This is a genomic window from Methanosarcina barkeri str. Wiesmoor, assembly GCF_000969985.1.
Classification (GTDB): Archaea; Halobacteriota; Methanosarcinia; order Methanosarcinales; family Methanosarcinaceae; genus Methanosarcina; species Methanosarcina barkeri_B.
This window is the reverse complement of record NZ_CP009526.1, coordinates 3,403,883-3,428,422: the sequence shown is the minus strand read 5'-3', so window position 1 is coordinate 3,428,422 and position 24,540 is coordinate 3,403,883. Positions and strand designations below refer to the sequence as shown.

Annotated in this window: 20 protein-coding genes and 1 tRNA gene; 13 read left to right on the top strand and 8 right to left on the bottom strand. The window is 39.9% G+C overall.

The genetic code is table 11. From position 1 onward, the window contains the following. Position 1: 1 nt before the first annotated feature. The 3 genes from MSBRW_RS14220 to MSBRW_RS14205 all read left to right on the top strand — a co-directional run bounded on the left by MSBRW_RS14220 (position 2) and on the right by MSBRW_RS14205 (position 3,648). On the top strand, positions 2 to 388 hold the full coding sequence (locus tag MSBRW_RS14220; protein ID WP_011307063.1) for a 4Fe-4S binding protein: 387 nt from the start codon (positions 2 to 4) through the stop codon (positions 386 to 388). 465 nt (positions 389 to 853) lie between these two features. Then, positions 854 to 1,660, top strand: a complete 807-nt coding sequence (locus MSBRW_RS14215) for a DUF166 domain-containing protein (RefSeq protein ID WP_011307064.1) — start codon at positions 854 to 856, stop codon at positions 1,658 to 1,660. 1,625 nt (positions 1,661 to 3,285) lie between these two features. Then, on the top strand, positions 3,286 to 3,648 hold the full coding sequence (locus tag MSBRW_RS14205) for an Mth938-like domain-containing protein (protein ID WP_011307066.1): 363 nt from the start codon (positions 3,286 to 3,288) through the stop codon (positions 3,646 to 3,648). An 81-nt stretch (positions 3,649 to 3,729) separates the two neighbouring features. Here MSBRW_RS14205 and MSBRW_RS14200 read toward each other — a convergent pair whose 3' ends face one another. Continuing rightward, entirely contained in the window at positions 3,730 to 4,635 is a 906-nt protein-coding gene (locus tag MSBRW_RS14200) for a mechanosensitive ion channel family protein (RefSeq protein WP_011307067.1), read from the bottom strand. Positions 4,636 to 5,022: 387 nt separating this feature from the next. On the opposite strand from MSBRW_RS14200, the gene MSBRW_RS14195 reads away from it, so the two are divergent. Together MSBRW_RS14195 and alaXM are read left to right on the top strand one after the other, a co-directional pair. Next, the gene (locus MSBRW_RS14195; protein WP_230669772.1) at positions 5,023 to 6,339 is read left to right on the top strand and encodes a coiled-coil domain-containing protein; all 1,317 of its coding nucleotides are present in this window, start codon (positions 5,023 to 5,025) and stop codon (positions 6,337 to 6,339) included. A gap of 320 nt (positions 6,340 to 6,659) precedes the next feature. Further along, positions 6,660 to 7,391: an alanyl-tRNA editing protein AlaXM gene (gene alaXM / locus MSBRW_RS14190; protein ID WP_011307069.1), complete on the top strand. Its 732-nt coding sequence runs from the start codon at positions 6,660 to 6,662 to the stop codon at positions 7,389 to 7,391. A gap of 145 nt (positions 7,392 to 7,536) precedes the next feature. Here alaXM and MSBRW_RS14185 read toward each other — a convergent pair whose 3' ends face one another. Further along, positions 7,537 to 8,568: a calcium/sodium antiporter gene (locus MSBRW_RS14185; protein ID WP_011307070.1), complete on the bottom strand. Its 1,032-nt coding sequence runs from the start codon at positions 8,566 to 8,568 to the stop codon at positions 7,537 to 7,539. 1,138 nt (positions 8,569 to 9,706) lie between these two features. Here MSBRW_RS14185 and MSBRW_RS14180 point away from each other — a divergent pair. From MSBRW_RS14180 to MSBRW_RS14170, 3 genes are all read left to right on the top strand, one after another. After that, entirely contained in the window at positions 9,707 to 9,895 is a 189-nt protein-coding gene (locus MSBRW_RS14180) for a DUF2795 domain-containing protein (RefSeq protein WP_011307071.1), read from the top strand. 18 nt (positions 9,896 to 9,913) lie between these two features. Next, positions 9,914 to 10,102: a DUF2795 domain-containing protein gene (locus MSBRW_RS14175; RefSeq protein WP_011307072.1), complete on the top strand. Its 189-nt coding sequence runs from the start codon at positions 9,914 to 9,916 to the stop codon at positions 10,100 to 10,102. 779 nt (positions 10,103 to 10,881) lie between these two features. Then, entirely contained in the window at positions 10,882 to 11,076 is a 195-nt protein-coding gene (locus MSBRW_RS14170; protein WP_011307073.1) for a CxxC-x17-CxxC domain-containing protein, read from the top strand. A 257-nt stretch (positions 11,077 to 11,333) separates the two neighbouring features. Here MSBRW_RS14170 and MSBRW_RS14165 read toward each other — a convergent pair whose 3' ends face one another. From MSBRW_RS14165 to MSBRW_RS14155, 4 genes are all read right to left on the bottom strand, one after another. Further along, positions 11,334 to 11,687, bottom strand: coding sequence for a hypothetical protein (locus MSBRW_RS14165; protein WP_011307074.1), 354 nt, complete (start codon positions 11,685 to 11,687; stop codon positions 11,334 to 11,336). Positions 11,688 to 11,731: 44 nt separating this feature from the next. Further along, a complete protein-coding gene (locus MSBRW_RS14160; RefSeq protein WP_011307075.1) occupies positions 11,732 to 12,292 on the bottom strand; it encodes a TIR domain-containing protein in 561 nt (186 codons plus the stop codon). A gap of 21 nt (positions 12,293 to 12,313) precedes the next feature. After that, positions 12,314 to 12,454: a hypothetical protein gene (locus MSBRW_RS22520; protein ID WP_155398316.1), complete on the bottom strand. Its 141-nt coding sequence runs from the start codon at positions 12,452 to 12,454 to the stop codon at positions 12,314 to 12,316. Positions 12,455 to 12,713: 259 nt separating this feature from the next. After that, positions 12,714 to 13,031 carry a hypothetical protein gene (locus MSBRW_RS14155; RefSeq protein WP_011307076.1) on the bottom strand — a complete coding sequence of 106 codons (318 nt, stop codon included), beginning with the start codon at positions 13,029 to 13,031 and terminating at the stop codon, positions 12,714 to 12,716. Positions 13,032 to 13,199: 168 nt separating this feature from the next. Here MSBRW_RS14155 and MSBRW_RS14150 point away from each other — a divergent pair, with 168 nt between their 5' ends. From MSBRW_RS14150 to MSBRW_RS14130, 4 genes are all read left to right on the top strand, one after another. After that, a complete protein-coding gene (locus MSBRW_RS14150; RefSeq protein ID WP_011307077.1) occupies positions 13,200 to 13,982 on the top strand; it encodes a sulfide-dependent adenosine diphosphate thiazole synthase in 783 nt (260 codons plus the stop codon). Between the two features lie 164 nt (positions 13,983 to 14,146). Further along, a tRNA-His gene (locus MSBRW_RS14140) sits at positions 14,147 to 14,218 on the top strand. A 200-nt stretch (positions 14,219 to 14,418) separates the two neighbouring features. Beyond that, positions 14,419 to 16,146 carry a radical SAM protein gene (locus MSBRW_RS14135; protein ID WP_011307078.1) on the top strand — a complete coding sequence of 576 codons (1,728 nt, stop codon included), beginning with the start codon at positions 14,419 to 14,421 and terminating at the stop codon, positions 16,144 to 16,146. A gap of 303 nt (positions 16,147 to 16,449) precedes the next feature. After that, positions 16,450 to 16,659: a hypothetical protein gene (locus MSBRW_RS14130; protein ID WP_155398315.1), complete on the top strand. Its 210-nt coding sequence runs from the start codon at positions 16,450 to 16,452 to the stop codon at positions 16,657 to 16,659. A 56-nt stretch (positions 16,660 to 16,715) separates the two neighbouring features. Here the strand turns inward: MSBRW_RS14130 and mgtA are convergent, their stop codons facing one another. Then, positions 16,716 to 19,244 carry a magnesium-translocating P-type ATPase gene (gene mgtA, locus MSBRW_RS14125; RefSeq protein WP_011307080.1) on the bottom strand — a complete coding sequence of 843 codons (2,529 nt, stop codon included), beginning with the start codon at positions 19,242 to 19,244 and terminating at the stop codon, positions 16,716 to 16,718. A gap of 33 nt (positions 19,245 to 19,277) precedes the next feature. Further along, a complete protein-coding gene (locus MSBRW_RS14120) occupies positions 19,278 to 20,351 on the bottom strand; it encodes a hypothetical protein (protein WP_011307081.1) in 1,074 nt (357 codons plus the stop codon). Positions 20,352 to 21,354: 1,003 nt separating this feature from the next. On the opposite strand from MSBRW_RS14120, the gene MSBRW_RS14115 reads away from it, so the two are divergent. Further along, positions 21,355 to 24,507: a hypothetical protein gene (locus MSBRW_RS14115; protein WP_011307082.1), complete on the top strand. Its 3,153-nt coding sequence runs from the start codon at positions 21,355 to 21,357 to the stop codon at positions 24,505 to 24,507. Positions 24,508 to 24,540: the final 33 nt, after the last annotated feature.

The window sequence follows — 24,540 nt, the reverse complement described above, 5'->3', positions numbered from 1 at the left end:
CGTGAAAATCAAAATCACCATTCCTACTGAAAGAATCCATAACCCTATTATTTCCGAGTCTATAGTCGAAACCGGAATCCTGATTAATATAATGGTTGCAAATATCGACTCAACCTATGGGGAATTGATAGCTGACGTGAACGATCTCAAGTTCGATAAAATCAAAAATGCTCTGGAATCGAGAGGAGCTATAGTTTCCATTCTGGACAGGCCTATTCACAGGGACGAGGAAGAATGCATTGAGTGTGGAGCCTGTATTTCTGTCTGCCCTATGAATGTGTATTCTTTTGACGACTCCTGGAATGTCCTGGTAGACGAAAAGAAATGCATCCAGTGCGGCGTGTGTATTAAAATGTGCCCGCATGGAGCTTTGAAACTGGGAGAATGAAAAAAGGGAAGACCGAATCGCGACCACTTCCGTGAGAATCTGTTTATTTTCCTTTCCCCTTTTTTCCTTTCCCCCTTTTCCTTTCCCTTTCTTTCTTAGTTTTTCCTTTACTTTTAGTTCTTTTTTGTTTTCTCTCGTCTTCAGTGCTTTTGTTTCCTTAACTGTGTATTGAGGTTTAGATATGGATACTAATTTCTATTTCGAAACTCCTGTTATTTATACATTGAAACAAATAATTACAATGTATCATACAAAAATCACATAGTATAACGGATAAAACATTAAAGGAGGGGTATTAGAACTGAACATTAGCAGTTTCTCAACTACTTTCTCAAAGGTCTCCTCGCTGATCTGCTTTCCCTCTTTTTTTCTTTCCAGGGGGAAAAATTATCCGGATTTCTATCTACAACGAAAGAGAAAAATGACACAAATAATTCTTACAGTCTTTAATAATAGGGGTAAGTTATGAAAATCCTCATACTCTACTCAGGCGAACTTGGAACAAAAGTTATCCAGAACCTGATCAATTCTGGAAATTTCTGCGTGTCCTGCGGAGAACTCTGTAATCACTGCAGGCAGGTCAGGAAATCATATGCGAACCTGATTGTAGGAATTCATGAATTTCCTCAAGACCTGCCCACGTTTATAGAAGAGCCCGAGCAGTACATGCCTCAAAAACTTCCGGAATGTGATCTGATACTTGCTATTGGCATTCACCCAGACCTTCTTACAGCCCTCCCGGACGTTGTGACGAAAACAAAAGCAAAAGCTGTAATTGCACCTGTTGAAGACTCGAAGAAAACTCCTGCAGGGGTGCTTGAACAGATTAAAAAAGATCTTGAAGCCATTGGAGTTGAGTTTGAAGGTCCAAAGCCTTTCTGTGCCCTTGAAAAAACCGGTAAACCTGTTATAGATGCGTTTGTTGACCTTGGTTTCGGGAAACCTGTACTCAGAATCGAAATGAGCCCTGATGGTAAGATGTTTATCGGAGCAGGCGTTCTCAGGGATGCCCCTTGCGGTTCCACCTGGTTTGTGGCAAAAAAGCTCGGCTGGACTGATACTGTTGAATATAAGGAAACTATCTCAGGTGCTCATCACTCCTATCCCTGTACTGCCAGCATGGACAAAGATCCTCAACTCGGGGACACTATCCTTCACAAGGCCGGGTATATTATCAGGGAAGCTGTTGAAGAGGGAATGGAGTGTGCAAAAAAGGAAAAAGCCCGATTGTCCGCAGTTTGCGGGAATGAAATCTCAAGTTCTAGCTCCTGATAGGTGCTATCTGAAAAGCTTTTTAAAAATATTCTAGTTAAAATCCAAAATTTAAAAAACCAAAATTAAAAAACCAAAATTAAAAAACCAAAATTAAAAAACCAAAATTAAAAAACCAAAATTAAAAAATCAAAATTAAAAAACCAAAATTCATTGATCTGAATCCAACACGAAAATAAGCATGAACTATCGCGTTTTGGCAAAATTAAGTCAAAAATCGAATATTGACAAGCATTAAGGGATTTGGGGTTTAATCCCGGGAAGTTAAACTTCCTTATCCCTTTAATGCGTTTAGTTATAATAAGTGCACCTACTGGAGTAAGTACCTGAATAGTACTTTAGCAGGTGGGACATTTGAGTTTCAGCGTAGCGGTTGCACAGTCGGTTTTTCCATCTTTACCTTTTATCTTGTATGTGAAAGTGTCCGTGCAAGTACAACATTTTTTGGAACAACATGTTGATGATGCTTTATAGCAGAATTTACCGTCACTATATATTGTCACTTGTCCGCCCAGTTTGGTCTTGTAAGTCCCGGTAGTTGTAACTTTAAGGTTGCACCCTTTATCATTCTTAAGTAAAGTATCATACCTGAAGCAATAAGCAGTATGTGGACATTTTTTAAGGTTAAAACTATAACAATCATTTATTGCATCTGTTTTTGTATTACAACTGTTACTGCATGCTGTATTTATTGTATCTGTTTTTGTATTACAACTGTTGCTGCATGCTGCTGCTCCTGTCATTGACAGGACTAAAAAGACTAATGTGAAAATACAGATTGTCTTAAGCATAATTTTTCGCATTACTTTTCCTCCGTATTTTATCCTATTATGTTTTATTTTCTCGGGGGCGGTTTCATTTGATCCGAGAATACTTTTAATCGAAGCACACTGGAAAATATTATCATATAAACATACTTATTTATTTAGTTATGAATAAAAATAGAAAAACGAACTTAATACTTGATAAAGCTTTATCTTAATAATTAGACGACTATAAAACTATTGATATCTATAACTGTACCTATTAAACATTAAAATAACAATATGAGGTCTTTGACGAGTCTATGTCCTATAATTGTTTTTATTTAATATCGATGTGGAAAAATAGTATTCTCTAGACTTTTTTTTCTTTAATTTCAGGATATTATAGTCTCTTTATCTCCTAAGACGGTGAATTTGTTATATTTATTTAAAAGCAGGCCTGTCGTTTGTACATGCTTTTGTACTTTTCTCTCTAGAATTTTTCCGCATTCCAGAATTCTACACTTATTCGCTCTCCTAAAATGATGCATATAGAGTTATATTTTCGTTATTCGCTCACTCATTTATCTGCTTATTGTTGAACTGAAAAGTTGATAGGATAATCTTTAACTGTTTATGGCAGAGTTTGACCATAATGCCTAATGTACTTGATTTCATTCTTCAAAGGTGTAAAATTTTCTCAGGTATGTTATTTTTGCCAGGTTTCCCTGCCAAGAATCGTAAATGTGTAATTTTTATATTCAGATCTGTTTATGATTTGAAAATTTATGTATTCAGGGCATATCTGTTAATTATATGAAGTATATACAACTATTCTAAAATAGAAAATCTTGTTTTCAGTTTCAATTTAAGAGGTGAACCATGAAGCCAAAGATTGATTCCACGAGTTTTGGTTCTATTACTGTAAACGGAGAGACCTTTAAATATGACATACTTATTCGCCTCAATGGACAGGTAGAAAAAAGAGAGAAAGGACTGTCAAAGGAGCTCTACGGAACTTCTCATAAAATCTCGCTTGAGGAAGCAAAGCACATTTATGAGGAAGGGACAGAAAAAATCCTTATAGGAACCGGGCAGACAGGTTTTGTTAAACTGTCTGATGAAGCTGAAACTTTTTTTACAGAAAAAAGGTGTGGAGTAGAGCTTTTTCCGACACCGTGGGCAATTGAACGCTGGAACGAGCTTGAAGGCAAGGTCACTGCCATGTTCCATATAACATGTTAAGTTCATATAACTTATCGGTGTGAAAAGAGATATGGTGGACAGGAAGTATAGACAGTTTTCAAAGATTTTTGCTTAATATAGTCATTCCACATTGCACTTCTCTTCAAGTAAAATTTTTTCTTCCTGCACTGTCATATCCTGTTCCATTGTGTGTTTTCCACCTTCTTTTGGTTTAATTTCTTTTATATTTATATCCATCTGAGGGAACGGAATTTCAATTCCTTCTTTCGTATAAGCGTCAAATATTCCTGCAACAAGGTCATTCTTTACGGTTACCATTTCTCCCGTTTTTGCCCAGGCCCGGAGCTGTAAATTTATCGAGGAGTTGGCAAGTTCAGTGGTTACAACTGCGGGTTCAGGTTCCTTAAGGACAAGAGGGTGTGTTTTCATTATATTGAGTGCTATCTCTGTAGCTTTTTCGAGGCTTGAGGAGTAACTTATTCCTACATCAACCGACACTCTTCTTGTAGGCATCCGTGTCATATTAACAATAGAACTTCCCCATACAAGCTTGTTAGGGATTGTTATGAGCTGGTTGTCAAGAGTCAGGAGCTCGGTTGACATGATCCCTACAGATCTTACTTTTCCGGTCTGTCCGTTTACGGTTACCATTTCTCCCGTGTCAATAGGCCTGATTGCGGCAACACATACTCCAGCAGTCAGGTTTGTAAAGGTATCCTGCAGACCAAGTCCGAGAACAATGCCTATTGCTGCAGAAACTCCTACTATATAACTATCCACGTCGAAATTCAGACTCTTCAAGAAAATAAGAATAACAATTACATAAAGGATGATACTTAAAAAATGGGTGAGAAATTGAACAGTAAGATCCGGAATCTTTGTTTTCTGTATTCCTCTTCTGAAAACAAGAATAATATACTTTGATAAAATGAACCCCATAAAAAGCATTATTACTGCAAAAATCAGCCTGGATACCGTTATCTCGGTATATGGAATTACCTGTTTCATTATTGTCTCAAAACTCATTTTTACCTTCCTTCTTATCTTCGTGGAGAAGCTCAGCAGATTCTCATGTAGTTTATTTAGTATAGCTTATTAACAGTACAACTTATTAAAAATATAACTTATTAAAAGTAGAACTTATAAAGAATAGAACTCATGAAGAGTAGGACTTATTAAAAGTAGAACTTATAAATAGTAAACTTCTAAAGTAAAGTGCAGGATTAATACTAATCCTCCAGCCATCAATATAAAAAGCACTTTATTTCTCTATGTGTTCGTAGATTTTATCTTTCTTTTATTCTGTCTTTTTATTCCCGGAAAGTCTTTTACAGAATAAATATTTCATATCATAAGTTTCAAAAATATGCAGAACTAAAGAAATAAGTTAAATAGTTTTATCAAACTCGGGGAATGTCAAGGTTGAAGTGGATTAAAAAGCTCTTTGGAAAAAAAGAAAGTTCCGATGTGGAGACTGGTCTCAAGGAGATTAATTTTGAAGACCTACCAGCATGGCTGGATAAAAGATCTCAAAAAATCTCTTCCAGGGTAGAAAAGGATGTATCCGACCTTTTGAGAGAACTTGAAGCTTCGCTTCTGGCACTCAAGGAAAGTAACTCAATGCTTGCGGAGGCTAAAGTTGAGGGAGACTTTGATGTCAGAGCTGTAAAGCGAGCGAAGAGCAACAGGGAAAATGTGACAAAACAGGTCACAATGTTGATAGATAAGATCAAAGTGAAGGAAAACAGGGATTTCAGGGCTCTTGAAAGTTTCTATGGGACGGCTACGCAGAGTCTTAACACCTGCCTGGAACATATGAATCAGAGCTTCAGGTATACCAGAGGCGTTTTTTCTGAAGAATCAAAAGATGTTAGTGACAGCCTTGCCAGCCTGGGTAAGATTTTTAACGAGCTTGGAGAGGTAATTCGGGAAAATAAGAAGGAAATGGACACCATAGAAGCAGCTCATTCGGATACTAATAAAATACAGGAGCTTTCGGCCTCAATAGCTGCCGAAGAGCTGGAATTTGAGTCCAAAAACCAAAGAATTCAGACTTTAAAGGTTGAAACTTCCGAAACCAGTCAGGCTCTCGAAGACTTCAGAAAAGGGCCTGTCTGGCAGAGTTTACAGAACCTTCAGGAAGAATCTATTGCCGCCAGGGAAAAACTCCGGAAAGCCGAAACAGGCTTGAGTTCTCTTGTTCTCCCACTTTCGGGTCATCTTTCAAGGATTAAGAAACTTCATGAAAATGGCAGGTATACCTTAAATCCAGAAGTAAAGAAACAGCTCGATATTTGTCTTGAAGCTCCTATATACGTAAATCCTTCTTTTTTCCCAGAACTTCAAAAAATATTCGAGGACAATGCCCTGGATATGCAGGCCCAGAAAAAAGAAAAAGCCCTATTACAGGTCAAAACTGCAATCTCAAACTTTCCAGAGCGGAAAAAAGAGTACCTTGAAGCCCTTCAGGAATTTGAGGCAAAGAAAGCTGAACTCGAAAGCTCGGATACCGGAAAGCTGGTTGAACTCGAACGTAAAGAAGCTGAACTTTTGAACAGAACTCACGCCCTTGAAGAGGATATTATGGATTCTGAAAAGAAACTGGCTGCTTTAAGGGAAGAACTGGAACACCAAAAGGAAAAACTTCTTGTCAGTCTTGGTTTAATCGATAGTGATTTGAATGTGAATTTTTCGAGTCCTGTCTCGGGAAGACGGCATGAGGTTAATTAAGGTAAATTTGTAGTTCCTGAGTTCCGTCACCCGAGTCCCGTCTCGGGAGGACGGGTCCTTTTCGCTCACTTCTTTCGCTCAAGCGGGTTAATTTATGAATAAAGAAATTTCAGTGTATTCGCGTTTAGCATCCTGAGTTGCGTTTTCAATAATTAAAAGTGATTGAAATAATTTTTCATGGTTATTTTTTTATGCACTCATGGATTATCCGGTTGGTAATGTCTGGATTTTTACTCAAAACTGCATAGTTTATGTATTCTGACAGTGTTTATCCTTTTAATTATCTACTTTAATTAAGTTTAAGAAAAGAGGTTTGGCAAATGACAGAGGCGCTTTACTTCCTTGATTGTTATATGAAAGAATTCGAAGCAACTGTCGAAAAAGTTACAGATGATAAATTTGTGGTTCTTGACCGTACTGTCTTTTATCCCGAAAGCGGGGGTCAGCCTAGTGATACTGGAAAGTTAGTTCGTGAATCCGATGGGGCTGAATTTAATGTCCTGTATGTGAGAAAGTTCAATGGAGATATCAGTCACGAGATAGACGGTGAAAACGTTTCTAACGGATTAAAAGCAGGGGACAAAGTAAAAGGATTCATAGACTGGGACCGCCGTTACAGGCATATGCGTATGCACACGGCGACTCACGTAATCGCAAACGTGATTGAAAAGGAGGCCGGGGCTCAGATAACCGGAAACCAGCTTGGTCTGGACCAGAGCAGGGTAGATTTCAGTCTTGAAGTCTTTGACAGGGATAAATTTGCCGAATATGAGAAAATTGCCAATGACCTTATAGCCCAAAAAAGTCCTGTTAATCTCTACCTTGTAAGCCGCAAAGAAGCCGAAGAAAAGCTTTCACGGTTAACTACGCTGGCGAAAGGCTTTTCCGACGAAATAAAAGAAGTGCGCATCGTTGAAATCGAAGGAGTCACGATTGAAGCCTGTGGAGGGACCCATGTTAAAAACACTGAGGAAATAAAAGGCGTGAAGATCATAAAACTTCAGAATAAAGGCAAGAGCAACAGGAGAATGTACTTTACACTTGTGGATTAATCTCCAGAACAAACCTGAGCTTTTTCTTCATTTTTATTTTTTTTGTTACTTTTAAAAGTTTGGAATTTTCTGTAAAACAGGCAGAGATTTAAGCTCTAATCTGTTTTTCGGGAATTTTTCAGTTTTCCATTTTTCCTATATTTCTTTAACCCATCCTGAGTAGCACTATTAGAAAAGATGCATAAAAGGCTACCAAAGCTATTCCTTCCCACCTTTTTATTTCCCAGTCTGTGCTGATAAACACGAGGAGTGTTACGCTTATCAAAATCATAGCTGGAGTCGTAAAGAATAGACTTATCTGCTCGACAGGTATCGGATAGATTAATCCGGAAAATCCTATAATTAAAAATATGTTTGCGATGTTTGAGCCTATAATATTGCCAAGGGCTATGCTCCCGAAACCCTGCTTTGCTGCAGATAGTGTCACTACAAGTTCTGGAAGGGATGTGCCAAATGCTACTAGAGTGGTACCTATTATAGTTTCAGGAACTCCAAGGAGTTCTGCAAAGAAGATTGATTTGTTCACAAAGTACTTTGCCCCGATTATAATTGCTCCACAACTTAATACTAGAACCAGTATGTCTTTTGTGAAACCTTCTCTGGACTGGCAGTTTTCGCCTTCAGCGTTACTATCTCTTATGCAATTGAACTTTTGCCTTGCGCTGCTTATATACTCAAACTTGAAAAAGTATATTATGAACTCTTTAAAATGCAGTTTCCCTTTGTATTTCTCGCTTTCTTCAAACAGGAAAAACACATACGCAATGAAGATCAGTATGAAAAAGGCTGACTCTAGTATTGAGATTTCTCTGTTCAGAATAAAAACAAAGAAGAGCACAGCTGCAAAGAGCATGACATAGCCATCTCTTCTGAGCATCTCTATTTCAGTTTTCACTGGAGAGATAACTGCAGACAACCCTACAACAAGCCCTATATTTGCGATGTTTGATCCAACGACATTTCCTATTACGATACCGCTTGCATGCTGGAGAGAAGCAGCTATTGATGAAGCAAGTTCAGGAATTGATGTTCCAAGTGCGACGAGTGTCAAACCTATAATAAATTCGGAAACACCAAGCTTCTCTGCAATTGTTGAAGCTGATTTTACAAAATAATCTGAACCTTTGACCAAAAGAACAAGGCCAAGTAGAAAGATTAAAAGATTTTCTGCGATCATGATTACATCTGGTCTATTTGTCCTGGATTTACTGATAGTGATCTGGTCTCTTATCTAGAAACTCCTATTAAAGGTTTTCAGTTAGAAGAAGAAACGAATCTTTTCTATATTCCAGGCAACTGAGGATTTTTCAGTAGCAAGCAAATGATTTGTCTGGCGCTTTTATAAGAAAGAGATAAGCCTCGATTTCTGGCAGTATTATGCAGTATTATAAATTGAAATACCTGTCTTCATCAGATAGACTTAACATTAGTTTTATATTATAAAATTATTTTTCGAAACTATAAGCTAAAATCATCTCAATTTATTTTCATATGATAACTCTGAGCTTCAGTAGCTTTCAAGAAAGTTTTTCTAGATATGTGGCAAACTTATTTCCTCATGAAGTAGTTTTTGCTATTGATTACTCTATTTAAGGGCTCTTTTCTTTAATTCACCTATTTTAAACCAAGCTATTATGAGGTCTACTTTTCAATGGTGCTAACTAAAAACCCTGGTTTGTAGACACATCCAGTCTTCAATTCTAAACTAAATATATAAGTTGCTAGGTCTAAATAGTCATCTTCTATCAAACGTTTGGGTTGAATTCTTTTTTATATTATATTTTACATAATACTCAATGGTGAGTGAGCAACTAATTGGGAAAGGCAATAGCTACCTGAATCACAATACCTGAATCAAAATGGTGGGTGAGCAACTAATTGGGAAAGGCAATAGCTACCTGAATCACAATAGTTACCTGAATCCATGGGGGTAAACTAAAGGAATCCACACCAGGCTGAAGAATCTATAACCGGCAGGGGGATAGGTTATCCTGCAAGCAGAGACTACCTTGTAAAGTTTGCCGAAGGTAAGCAGGCAAGCAATAATTCTGAATCTTCTGAAAGGATATACATGAAACAGAGCATAATAGCCCTGAGAGGTTATCAGGGAAATCGAATTTCTGAAAAGCTAATGTATCAAATCGCCAAACCCAAAAGAGTACTGATTCACTAAGCAGGTGTTTTAGAACAGTACCTTCTAGTTCCAGATGGTACCAAATAATGGCTTACCCTCTTCAAGAGGCAAGTTATTGAACATCATATAGTCAATATAACCGAGAAAACTACATAAAATCTATAGAAAGTGGGGGGAATTTATGCAAACCAGTCCAATTGAAGTTCAGAAGGCTTTAAAGAATATAGATTATCCCGTAAATAAGAAGCAACTTATCGCGCACGCTAAGAAGCACAATGCTAGCAGTAAAGTAATTGAAGTTCTGGAAGACCTTCCTGAGAAGGAGTACACCAATGCTGCAGCTGTCAGTAAGGAATTCCAAGGAAAATAAATACAAAGGGGGGAATTTATGCAAACCAGTCCAATTGAAGTTCAGAAGGCTTTAAAGAATATAGATTATCCCGTAAATAAGAAGCAACTTATCGCGCACGCTAAGAAGCACAATGCTAGCAATGAAGTAATTGAAGTTCTGGAAGATCTTCCTGAGAAGGAGTACACCAATGCTGCAGCTGTCAGCAAGGAATTCCAAGGGAAATAATCCTACTCTAGAATCACTAAGGCATTAAATGGGGAGCGAGTAAAAAAGGCTCTTCTTTTATCCAAATGAAAGGGGAGGCTAGTAAACCTCCTTTCTTTCTCCGGAATGCAGTATTTGATCAGGATTTCCGGGCTATTTCTATGACAACTTCAGTGCTAGAATTTGGCGAGGATAGCAAGTACTGTTAGTGTTCAAGTACTGTTAATGTTCAAGTACTGTTAATGTTCAAGTACTGTTAATGTTCAAGTACTGTTAATGTTCAAGTACTGTAAATATTCTATGTAAAGAATACAATATGTTATATGGCATATTATAAAGTAAAGTTATATTAATACATTTTATGAATAACAGATTAATTTTAAATAAAATAATGTTACATATTTTAGTTTAGTTACTTAAATATTACTTCTGGAAATTTGAATATTGACGGAATTTATGCAATATTTGAATATTAATGGAGTTTAATTCGAACTCGAATATTAGTGGAATTTAATGCGGTAAATATTTCAATAATTTAAGTAAATTGTATGGTTTACTGGGATAAATTACGAAGCATTAGGTTCAAAATGCAAGAAATTGTTGAGTTTAATGAGCTTAGTAAAGCTTAATGCAGTAAGAATAAACATCAGTATACGAGATATTAGCAACTCAATTAGTTCATCGAGACCCCCCAGAAAATAACACAGACAATAACATGTTCATAAATGAGGCTCTTTTTGAATTATTTGATACTCCTTTTTGTGTGAACTTTAACGAGAAATCAAATAGGGGAAATGATAATGGAAAGAAAAGGTTCCCAGAATAGGGATCGGGGTTCCAGCAGGGAACGCGGCTATGGTAGAGGGCCACAAACGATGTACAAAGCAAAGTGCTCAGATTGTGGCGCAGAAACAGAGGTGCCTTTCAAACCGGATCCTGACAGGCCGGTCTATTGCAGGGAGTGTTACGCAAAGCGCAAACCTAAAAGGTATTAATACTCGGCATCAAGCCGTATGTTATTATTTTTTCCTTTATGCCGCTCTGAAAATACTATAAACTCGTTTATAAATTGAGCCTATCCCGAAACTCAAAATTTTATTTTTGAATCTCGTATTTGGGACGATCAATTGAATGCCTAATCACTCAAATGATCCTGAAAACTCATGATGATTTAGAATAAAATAGGTTTTGGGATAGGCTCATTAAAAATGAATCAAATCTAAAAATGACGCAGCCCTATATTTTAAGGGTATTATTCCAGTTCCTGGGTTTCGAGTTCTCTTTCTAATTGCGTTATATCCAGAGATACCCGAAAGAGGGTATCTTTTCCTACATCCCTTACATCAATTTCTACGGGTTGAGCTAACGTAGCTTTGATGGTTCTCCAATTTTCCCTGAAGACATCAATAATTTCCCATGGGCCGGCAGAACTGTTTTTAACTCTATCTCGGGAAAGTTGTAAAAGCAGGTGTTTCTTTTCTGTCGGAGTGAGATTTTCTATTCCTTTGACCTCTAACTCACTTACAGTCGCTTCACCCATTTTGGATCGAGCTATCATTGGCTCTCCAGGCTCATCTTTTATTTCATTTGTTGCTTTTCTTCCCATCAATTCATCTCTTTCTTATTTTCAATCCGGTTGCTAATCAATACTTAGAGCATAGGTCTGAATGTTCTTGGGTCCATGTGAATATTCTTCTGGCAATAACTACATCTTGTCTCAAGGTGCTTCCCTGCTAGAAGAGCTCTCTCTACCTCTTCCTGAGGTGAGATGTACTGCGTCATCTCCTCTCCGCAATAGGGGCACTTTATCTTCAGCCAGTCAAGCCTGGTCAGTTCTCTCAGGTTCTGTATTAGTTTACCCAGAGCATCCTCATAAGCCTCAGGAGAAAAAACAATGGGCTGAAGATGGTGTATCAGGATAGGCAATTCAACTCCCGTCTCTACCAGCGGAATTATAAGCTGATCGGCTCCGACTGCAAGGCCAATCTCCTGATTTACTTCTGGAGATTCTGCACCTTTCTGTGTGAGGATCGGGATAAAACAATCTGATTGGCGAATACCAAAACGTATCCTTTCACTAAGGGAAAGAATTCGAGCTTTCCTGTACAGGGATGAAAAACTTTCCAGCTCCACGACCCAGAGAGATCTAGCAAGTTCTTGAGCAAGTGGTTCGTCCTGCTCGCAGTGAGCTATATAAATTTTCGAGATCATAGCTGCCTTACTTTACCGAAATTACTCTATTTTCTTTGGTTTCTTATCGTGCTCAATTTCCGGCTCTGGATGAGGTATCGGCTCAGGTGGAGGAGCAGGTTCAGGCTCAGGTTCAGGTATCGGTTCAGGCTGGAAAGATGGTCCTTTGTCTTTTTCTAGCAAAATAAATCCCCCTTTATAATAATAATTCCTCCTCTATAAGAACTATAACTTTCAAGGAATTTACTTTCTAAATGACCTGTTTTCTCATAAGGTTTTTATTAATTCGCGCTGCCAACTCTTAAGAAAGGGAGAAGATTGATTGTGGCAAAAAATAGCATACAATCCAAAAAATTCTCATTATAGGCACGCCTGCGAAATTTGAATACCTCAGACTTTTACGACTTGGTAAGCACCCTGCTGATTAAAAACCAGAATTCCATCAACTGGTAATGGAATGGTTCAAAGTAATACAGGAATCAATACCGGAAACCATAACAGATGAAGACATAGTCTCCATAACTGATGGGCTATTGTTTGAATACTGGGAAGTTCTTGATATAGTGAGCGGGTTATAAATTTCTCTTATTTCAGTTGAATACCTCGCAGCTTGCTGCAGGGCGCGCCAGCACAACTCTGATTTTCTTGGGGAAAGTTCAGCTGCTTCATAACTGTAGTTCAATCTCAACTGTTGATCCTTCCCTGAAATCTTCGCAAACGTCTCAGTTTCGAGGAAACTTTCTTCGAGTACATTCATCATCTATTTTTCCTTTCGACTCCACCGATTCCAACAACTTTAAAAGCAATGCCTATAATCAAAATGTGAATTTTCATGACGACAAATTGGGGTTTACAATTCCTGGTTTGTTCCTGATAAGGCCGGGCTATTCTTCCGGTTTTTAATTTAGAAGCTTTACGAGAGATTAAAATGGAACTTGACGAAGTCATAATCACAAGGGCAATTTTTGATGAGTACTCTAAAACCTTCCTTGACTACACGGAAGTTGATGTGGCACTTATAGGAGGAGGGCCTGCAAACCTGGTAGCCGCTAGGTATCTTGCAGAGGCAGGAGCAAAGGTTGCCATTTACGAACAAAAGTTATCGCTCGGGGGCGGTATGTGGGCTGGAGGCATGATGTTTCCGCGTATCGTTGTACAGGAAGAAGCCTGCCGCATCCTTGACGACTTCGGGATCAGGTATAAAGAGTATCAGCCTGGGTACTATGTGGCGAATTCCGTAGAGTCCGTTGGGAAGCTTATTTCAGGAGCAACTTCAGCTGGAGCTGAGGTTTTCAACCTTGTGAGCTTTGAGGATGTAATGATTCGGGAAAACGATAGGGTTACCGGAATCGTCGTCAACTGGGGGCCGGTCACGGTACAGCGCCTGCACGTTGATCCTCTCATGATCCGAACAAAACTCGTAATTGACGGGACAGGGCATGAAGCTGTTGTATGCAATACAATTCTCAGGAAAATTCCCAATGCAAAAATCGGAAACCTCGGAAAGCTCGGAGAAAAACCTATGTGGTCAGAGGTTGGCGAGCAACTGGTTGTTGATGCAACCAAGGAAATTTATCCGGGCCTGATCGTTGCGGGCATGGCTGCAAATGCCGCAACCTGCTCCCCAAGAATGGGCCCAGTTTTTGGAGGCATGCTTCTCTCGGGAGAAAAGGCTGCAAAACTTGCCCTTGAAAAGCTTAAGGAACTCTGATACCGATCCGGAAAGAACTTTTAGCCAGATTTTGTGCGTTTTGATAGCCGGAAAACAGAAGCTTTTCTTTTTCTGAGAAGGGTCTCCTGCCTTTTCCGGCAAAAACTTTATATAAAAAAACTCCTTCTATAGTTTGCTTCAATCTGAAGTACCAGATCCCCGTGGCCGGGGTAGGGTAGAGGCCATCCTGTGGCCCTGTGGAGGCTACGACCCGAGTTCGATTCTCGGTCCCGGCCCTAATTATTTTTTAAATTTTTGTTCTCTTATCTTTTAACAGACTATTTTGTTTCTGTGGAAGTGTTTTTTACTTTTCTATTCACTTGAATATATATCTTTCAACTGTTTTAACATCTGTAATTTATCTGTAACTTATATCTTACTGGACTGATCTGTAACTTATATCTTACTGGACTGTATACTTTCGATCATCGAGCAAATGGAAACAAGAATTGACATGAAAGCACTTATTATAGATGGCTATGTGGATGAACCTGCCTGTCTTGGGGTTCCTCCTTACCTTTCTCCTTATCCGCGTTATATAGCAGGCGCTCTCAGAGAACGCGGGCTTTCCGAAAAGGAAATTCACTATCTGACGATTGACACCCTGCGAGAAAACCCGCCCGGAGCAGGGGAACTTACTGGGAAAGCAGACCTTGTTATCATTATAGCAGGCATGACGGTACCAGGTAAATATCTTCGGGCTTCTCCAATTACACTCGGGGAAATTGAGACAATTTTCCGGACTGCACAAGGGGTAAAAGTTATAGGCGGGCCTATCAGGCTCGGTTTCAGCGGCGAAGGCGGAAGGGCTGCAAAAGGTACTGAAAGCAGGATAAATTTTTCAGGTGCAGTGCTTGCCAGAATGGACCTTGAAGCTTTTGTCTATGATCTTTTTAAGGACGGCGTTACCGGAAGTTCTGCTGCGAAGCTCAGAAATCCTGAAGCTGTAGATCACCGCTTCAGGACAACAGCCGAAATTGGGCGCTGGGGACCCAGGGGAGCTTTTTTGATCAGGCAGCATCCTGACTATCCTTACTGCATGTGTGAGCTTGAGACCTACAGAGGTTGTGGCAGGCATGTTCACTGTTCTTTCTGTACAGAGCCCTTTTATGGGGCTTCCGACTACCGACCCATAGACGATGTAATTTCCGAAGCATCTGTCCTCTACTCCCATGGAGCCCGTTACTTCAGGATCGGTAGGCAGCCGGATCTTTTTTCCTATCATGGCAAGGATGCTGGAGGGCCTGTTCCAAAGCCTGATCCAGTCGCTATTGAAAGGCTCTATAGAGGAATCCGAAATTCGGCTCCAGAGCTGTCTGTGCTCCATATGGACAATGCAAACCCGATTACGCTTGCAACTTATCCTGAGGAATCTGAACAGGTCCTGAAGACAATAATTAAGTATCATACGGCAGGGGATGTGGCAGCTTTTGGGATGGAGAGTGCCGACAGGGCAGTAATTGAAGCCAATTCCCTTAAGGCAACCTCTGAAGAGGTCTTTGAAGCTATCAAACTTGTTAACAGGCTTGGGGCAGTTCGAGGAGTAAACGGGCTTCCTGAAATTCTTCCGGGCATCAACTTCGTGCATGGGCTGATGGGCGAATCTAGGAAAACTTTCCAGCTTAATTACGATTTTCTGAAGAAAGTGCTCGATTCTGGATTGCTCCTGCGCAGGATCAATATCCGCCAGGTCATGGCTTTTCCCGGAACCCCAATGTATGGAAAAGACGAGGCTGCGAGGAAGCATAAAAAACTCTTTCTGAACTACAAGGAACGGGTAAGAAAGAATATTGACTTACCAATGTTGCGGCGTGTTGTGCCTGAAGGTACCGTACTCAGGGATGTAATGTGTGAGGTCCTGGAAAAAGGAATTACTTTTGGGAGGCAGCTTGGCTCATACCCATTGCTGGTTGGAATTCCTGCTTCTCTGCCTTTGCAGAAATTTACTGACGTTACGGTTACAGGACACGGGATGCGCTCGATTACTGGCATACCATATCCTCTGCCTATTAACACCACTTCTCCCAATCTTATCCGGGAACTTCCCGGACTTGGCAAGAAAACTGCGGATTCGATAATTGCCGGAGTTCCCTATATCGACAGAGAAGACTTTCTCAGGCGTGTAAGTGAAGGAGATAAATTGCTCCGGTTTATTGAGATTTAATGCTTTGTTGGATTCGAGTTATTAAGTTTCAATACTTTTATAGAATCAGCCTGCGTTTCTGGATTTATTATTCATGCTACTTGATATTCATGCTACATGATGCTGGATACTGAAGGTTTGCAGCATGTAGCACTACCCGGCTCAGGATTACCAGGGTATCAGGTAGTTCTTTAAAGGGAGTTTTTTTTCATTCCGATTTTTTGAGACGTCTTTTGATCTTTCTTTTTGACAAACACCTATTTATCCAATCGAGAATCATTTTTACTTGGGATTTTGAAGGGGATTCTTTAAGGGGGATTTTTGTTGAGCGAAAGTGCGGAAAATATATATAGAGTAAAAATTGCTCTTCAGCTCAGTTTCATTGTCTGGGTTATGCTTGTGGTTTTCATTTTCTATGCTACGTTTGAGACGACGATCAAAATGTACGGCACTTTTTTGTTGCTGTTTGCGGTAGTTATCTTCACTCCTTTTCTGCCGGATGGGACAGGTTATGATGAAGGTAAGCCTAAGTAACTTCAAGGTAAACCGGGTTTTCTCCTGTCAGTATGGCTTGTCAGTACAGGTAGCTCTTAAAATTTTACTTTTTTATAAAAAATTCTCTTTATTGCCTCAGCCGCAATGATATAAAGCCCTATTATGGCTCCAAGGGTTAAAATGACCTGTAAAGGCAGGGGTTTGAAACCAAAGAGTGCTGCAAAAGGAGTTAGCGGAAAAACAAGAGTCATGACTACGATCAGCACAGTGGCTATCAGCAGGTACTTTCCTGGCCTGCTCTCGAAGAAAGGCTTTCTGCTTCGGATTACCAGCACTATCATTGATGCCGAAATAACGGATTCTATAAACCAGCCTGTTCTGAATTGTTCTATCATACCCGGTAGCAGGAGAAGCAGAGTCCCGAAGGTCAGGTAATCGAAGACCGAACTGGTAAAGCCAAATACCATCATAAACTTGCGGATGAAATTTATGTCCCAGCGATGTGGTTCTTCAACCAGTTCCTTGTCAACAGTATCCGTGGCTATAGTCATTTCCGGAAAATCAGTCAATAAATTGGTTAGCAGGATCTGTGTGGGCAGCAGGGGAAGAAAAGGCAGGAAAAGGGACGCTCCTGCCATGCTGAACATATTTCCAAAGTTGGCGCTGGTAGCCATGAAAACATACTTTAGGGTGTTGGCAAAGGTTTTTCTTCCGCCTTTGACGCCTTCTACGAGTGAATCAAGACTCTTTTCCATCAGCACAATTTGTGCAGCTTCTTTGGCGACATCTGCGGCTCTGTCAACTGAAATTCCTACATCGGCTGCATGAAGAGCAGATGCGTCATTAATACCGTCTCCCAGATATCCAACAACGTTCCCTCTCTTCTTGAGTGCAAGGATGATACGTTCTTTCTGGTTTGGCTCTACTTCAGCAAAGATATCAATGTCATTTACTTTTCCTATAAGGGCCTCGCTTGTCATCTGATATATTTCGCTTCCGGTTAGAATTCTTGAGGCGTCAAATCCTACTTCCTTACCAATACTGGTAGCCACAAGCCTGTTATCCCCGGTAATTATTTTCAGAGAAATGCCAAGTTGCTCCATGTTTTCTATCGTTTTTGCAATTTCTGGCTTCAGTGGGTCAAAAAACAAGAGAAATCCGATAAAGGTCATTCCTTTTTCCTGTTCTTTTTCGATTTTAGTCTGCCTGTTTATTTCTCTATATGCAACACCGAGTGTTCGAAACTCTTTTTCACTAAAATCCTTATATTGTTGCTCGATTTTTTCCTTGACCTCTGAAATTTCTACAATTTTCCCAGGCTCTACTTCTGCTAGAGTGCAGATCTCAAGAATATTCGAGAGCGCGCCTTTAGTAATCATCAGGTTATTCTCGTTTTTTGAGACAAGAACGCTTAATCGCTTGCGTATGAAATCATAAGGGACCTCGTCCAGGCTCTTATATTCTCCCATCTCGAATCTATTCTGTGTCAGGATTGCTCGGTCGATAGGGTTTTTAAAACCTTTCTGGTAATAGGCATTGAGACTGGCGTAAAGAAGGATTTTTTCACTCTGACTTCCTTTCACATCCCGAATAGAATGAAGCTTAAGTTCTCCTTCAGTCAGAGTACCGGTTTTGTCGGAACATAGTAGATTCATGCTGCCGAGATTTTCAATAGAGGCCAGCCTCTTGACAATTACTTTATTTTCCGCCATTTCTCTTGCGCCGTGAGAAAGGTTCACGCTTATAATTGCGGGTAGAAGTTGCGGTGTAAGTCCGACTGCAAGCGCAAGAGAAAAAAGAAAAGAATCCAGAATTGGACGCTGAAGATAAACATTGATTGCAAAGATTGTAATGACCATTAACATGGTAACTTCCATCAAAAAATGGCCAAACTTTGCAATACCTCGTTCAAACTCCGTTTCTGGAGCACTTGTTCTTAACTCTTCAGATATTTTCCCAAACTCTGTATTTTTTCCTGTAGTTACGGCAAGTGCTTTTCCACTTCCGCTTTCCACACTGGTTCCCATCCAGAGGGAGTTTGTACGCTTTGCAAGAGGGGTTTCTGAGTTCAGGGTTTTTGTTGATTTTTCCACTGGATAAGTCTCTCCAGTGAGAGTAGCTTCATTGACAAAAAGTCCCTTTGATTCCAGAATCAGGCAATCTGCAGGAACTATATCGCCTGCGCTGAAGATTATTACGTCCCCAGGTACTATTTGTTCTATAGGAACTTCCTTTTCTTCTCCATCTCTTACTACTGTTGCCTTCACCTCAACTGCACTGAGCAATTTTTCAAAAGCATCTGCAGCTCCTTTCTCTTGCCAGAAGCCAAGCAAACTACTGATCAGAATGATGGTTATAATAATTACAGTATCTGTAACATCTCCAAGAAAAAAAGACAATCCGGCTGCAAAAAGCAAAATAAGAATAATCGGACTCTTAAATTGGGAAAGTAAAATTTTAAGGGTATTTGAACTTTTTTTTGGTTTAAGGAGATTGGCCCCATATTTTTTAAGGCGCTCACTACTTTCAGAGCTACTCAAGCCTTCGTAAGTTGTTTGGAGCCTCTGGAGCATTTCTGGCACAGGAACGCTCCAGAACTCAACATTACTCTGGCCGTGCGTCAACAGGATCTCTCCCTAGCGTCTGCCTATCTCTTTTCAAGCCTCCTTAACCCTTAGGAGTGTGGCAAGTTCTTCTCCTTCCTTTCCAATAGTTGACAGCTCTCTCGATATTTCTGACTTTTCAAGATATTTCTCTGTCCTCGTCTCCCCTGGCTCTTCAATTTTGATAGTAATTTCCCTTTCAGTATACCCTTTTTCAAGGCATTCCTTTACCAGTCTTCCGTATATGGAAGCAATCAACTTCAGGCAGTCAAAAACTCTGTTTTCTTCAATTACGTTTTTCCCGTCAAGTGTGATATTAATGAGCCTTTTCGATCCCACAAATTCGGTGAAGAATCCCTTTAGCTTTGTTGTGAACGAATCGACCGACTCCCTGTTTAAGGCAGCAGCCAGTTCTTGGTCTCGTGTTATCTCGTAGTCCCTGTGCATAATCAGGAAGGTTTTCTCGTCCGAGGAGATAGTAAACTTATTTTCCCCGTCCCTGTCTTCGAGCACGGTTTTCAGGCTATTTTTCTCATACTCAATGTTCTTTATATAAAAGTCGGATACATCGATTTTTTTTACTTTTTCTTCTCTGGATAGAATTCCGCCTTTTGACCATATCGGCAAGGTAAGGGTTTGCAGGTCTTTTACCTTCAAGGTGTCCTGTGTGAAAAGCAGTTCAAACTCATACTGCAGGTTGTCAACAAAACCAACCTGCTTTCCTTTCAGCGTTTTATCCTCTATAAAGGCATAGCGTGTATTTTGGGCTCCATAGATGCTGTCTTCAAAAAAAGGGCCAAGAGCTGAGAGTATCCTTGTATTAAGCTGCTGCATTTCCATGAGGTCCAGTTTATTCTCACTGTCAATCTCGGCAAGTTTTTCATTTTTCTTTGCCAGCGCCACGCTTGAGGAGGTTTCAAGAGTTTTCTCTTTGACCTCAAGAATATCAGGCGAATCTATTCCGGCTACGCGGGTCTCAATATATTCTCTCATTTCTTTCTCAAACAGATCTATTTCTTGAATCATTTTTTCGAAGACTGCACGCCTTTCTCGGTTTTCATTTTTTATCGTGATAACTGATTTTTCCAGAGGTATGACTTCCTTTGAAATCGCTATAAAATCCTGCATATCCTGAATAAAGTCTCTCTGAACTGGAAATTCGGTAGAATTCTGGAAAGTGTATCGAATTTTAAAACCCCCATTTTATTTTCGCATAAAAAAATGTTTTTATTTAAATTATGCGCTTTCCACACTTTAAGTTTGTCAGCTTTGATTTCAATAAAGATAACGTGGTTTCTTTTTCCCAGAAGTTTCTTTGCTTCCAGCCTTGAAAAGCCTCTGAAATGTTTTTCAAAACAAAACCTTTTAATCTCTAAATTTTCTACATACTATATTTCATATTTTCAATAATTCACTTTTTAAGACAAACATTACTAAATTTTGTCCATCAACCCAAAAAATCGTAATCTTTTCTCTTTACAATCTAAACAATTTTTATTAATATACGTCAGATTCTTTTTTAACACTAATTAAATTTAATTATTCTATTCTGTCAGAAAGATTTATATCAGTTATCGTGTAATCTTAGCTATATTATCATCCTAAGATAATATGCAAAGATATGTGCCACATTAAAATCAAAAGATTGCAGTCGGTGGAAATTTAGCTCACAATAAATTTTCGCCTTTCGGTGACGGGTGCATGTCTGATGCTCAGGGCTGTCCAGTCAGCACTGACACAAAAACAGGATTATCACCTCCCTGAGCAGCAAGAGCAGAGAGGTTAATACTTGCCGCATCAGGATCAAATGTTACCCCACTTCTACCAAAAACGATTTCGGAGAAGCGTTGGGTTTCTTGTCAACCGAACAGTTAAGGATAATGTCAGTTTAATTATGTTGAGGGGGTTGGGTTGAGAAATAGGGGCAAATTGTAAATGATAATTTCTAAACAGTATTTCTTTATTTAATAACTGAGTCATTAACTAACTCAATATTAATGTACTGTTTGTCGAAACCATTTAAATAGCTGGGATCTGCTATATCTTTCAACTTACTGATATTATTAATAAAGATATATTCAATGTTTAAACTGGAAGAAAATTGGATATTTGCGGAATCTAGGTGTAAAATATGAAACAAAGATCAATACAATTCAGTGCGATGTTCGTTATATTCCTTTTATTAGGGATAGGATACGCATTTGCAGAACCAATACATCTTGATACAGGAAATATGAGTGCTAATGTCACCTACAGCGAAACTGGTCCTTTTAGGCCTGGAGATGTTGTAAATATCACTGCCGATTTCAATAAATCTGTTGATAACGCCAGTATATTGTTTACTAACGTTTCTGGGTCAGATTTAGGGAATGAGACGCTGATGACAAAAATAGATAATGATTCCTTTGGATTTGACTATGAGATTCCAGAGGCTATACTAACTGATGGTCCACTGGGTGTAAATATATCTCCACTTGACGCCAATGGAAGTAATATGCTGGGTGAAGGCGAATTCTTTTCAGATCCTGATGCGTTTGAACTTGATCCTGAAACCGATTCAAGTGTCAATATCACCTATAGCAAAACCAATGTTATACCGTTCGAGGCTGTGACTATCACCGCTGATTTCAATACAACTGTTGATCACGCCAATATCTCGATCACTAACAATACTGGTTCATCATTAGTTAATGAGTCAATGAGTCCACTAGATGCTGAAGATAATTCCTTTGTTTATAACTATACTATTCCATTGAATATAATAAGTGGTAATTTAGGTGTAGATATAAACGCATATGATGGAGAGGGAGGTCTGCTGCTAAATGGTGAGCCTCTGGCAAACCCTAACGCATTTGTGTTTGGTGTTGATGACTATTTGAACATCAGTATCGGATATAACAAAACCAGTCCTTTTAGACCGGGGGACATTGTAAACATTATCGCAAATTTCAGCCAGCCTATCGATCACGCCAATATCTCGATTGGCAACGGTTTACCCGGAGTTAGTAATGTAAACTTAGTAGGCGCTGATTTTGTGACTAATGAGCCGATGGATCCAATAGATGATGACACCTTTGCTTATGACTTTGAGGTTCCAGATGATGTAAGTGGTCCTCTGGACATAGGCATATCTGGCTTTGATGATTTAGGCAATCTGCTGGGAGAAGAATCTTTCCCTGGAGATTTTAATGTTAATCCGTACATAACGATAATTAGCCCTGACACCGAATTTGCTGCCAAAAAGTGTGTTGCCTTTAACTTCACTGCATACGATATGTATGATGATTATGGAAGTCAACTTACCTACACTTTCTCTCTCGATGGCGCCCAAAAGAGTAGTGGGGTTATAACTCCTGGTGCATATAAAAAACTTGAGTTTGAACTCGCTGACGGTTATCACACCTGGGAAATTAGTACCAGAGACAGTTACGGAAACACACATACAACTGGGTCTCGCGATCTGTATGTAGACACTAAATGTCCCAGTGTAATACTTACTTCCCCTCAGGATTGCTACAAAGAGTTAATAGGCGCTACCCAGTTCAACTTCACCTGTGAGGATGCTCTAGCTGCTCAATATAGTGATCTTGATCTGTCATACCAGCTGTATATAGATGGACAACTTGCTGAGAACTTTTCTGGATATTCTTTGGATGAGTTTTCCGGGAGTACAAATGCTGGAGAATCCATAGTTAAGGAACTTGAACTTCCTGATGGCGCTCATAACTGGTCGGTTTATGTTGAAGACGGAGCTGGAAACAGCGCTACAAGTAAAGTTCGGGATTTCTATGTGAGCCTTGATGGGCTTAGTGTCTCTCTCGTTTCTCCAGATGGAGGATACGTTTCCTCAAATCCAACATTTACCTTCACTGTTGAAGGAAGCAATGGATATGGGGTGGGGCTGCCTTTCACCTACAAGCTTCTCGTTGACGGTGAAGAAGTAGATGAAAGCTGCTATCAGGATGAGGATTTAACGTGCTGCACCGACGAAGATTGCGACTGTGGCGACTTTGTTGTTGGTGATGGCAGTTATTCAATAACAGCTGCAGTAAAAGACGGAGTGAACAAAAAATGGACAGTAGTTATCACCGATTGTACCAGTGGCAGGACTTACCAGCCTGATGTGAAGTCTTTCTCAGTTGACAGTATCGCCCCGGCTTGCGTGGCAAACCTGAATGTTGAAGACGCACTGGGTCAAACTTTCTGGCAGTATGTGAATGATTATCCCGGGCTGATGGTTAGCTGGAATGCAAGCACTGATGAAGATCTTGCCGATATGCCATACGAGGTTTATATCAGCACATCTAAGCCAAGCTGTATTGAGGATATGCAAAAGGTAAACACAACCGGGTTAGAGACTCACACAGATGGGTCAGAGACTCCAAACCAGAAATTAGAGAACTCAAGCGTTACGGATCTATGCATTGAAGCAATCGACGGAAAAGACCTTGTTTACGGCAAGGACTACTGGGTTGCTGTAATCGCTCGGGACAATGCAAGCAACTACAACTCTAAATTCTCAATGTGTGGGCCTGTAAGGACATATGAAGATATGACTATCGCGCTTGATGACGGCTGGAACCTGAAATCCGTGCCGAAGGAGCTTGTTTCTTCGAAAGCCTGTACTGAAGATGTCTTTGGCAATGACAGCACAGTCCTCTACTGGGATGGTTCATGCTGGCAGTTCCCTGAGACCATTGAACCGTGCAAGGGCTACTGGGTCTACACTGAAGAGCCTTTCGTGACCAATGTCCAGTTCAGGGGAATGTCATCTGACAGTACTAAGCCTAGTGTACCTGCTTCTTTGACTCTAACTCCTGGATGGCACATGATAGGGCACACTTCTTCATACTATGCACCCTGGTCAACATCTCTTGCTTCGCTCAACGAATTCAATACTGATAATGCTGAAAACTACAGGTTCTCCAACCTCATTACTTATCAGGGTACTGAAGGTTGGGGCGGCATAATCCCTGGTGCATTCGTTGAAAACGAAACTGGAGTTCTTAAGTACGTTGGTGACATCACCGATTCCAGGCCAGTTGGAGCACTTGATACTGACGGACAAATGGTTCCTGGACAGGGCTACTGGATCTTCATGAAAGGTGAAGGCACCTACGCATCCATCGAAAATGCATATAAACCTAACATAGAAGACCAGAGCACTAGCGAGGACGACTTTAATCCATGGGATTCATATACGTGGCCTGATGACTTCAACCTGTTCGATCAGAATACGTGGCCTGAAGGTTTTGATCCGTTTAATGAGTCTACGTGGGTTTAATTTCGGAAACAACTGACTGTTCAGCCTGTTCAG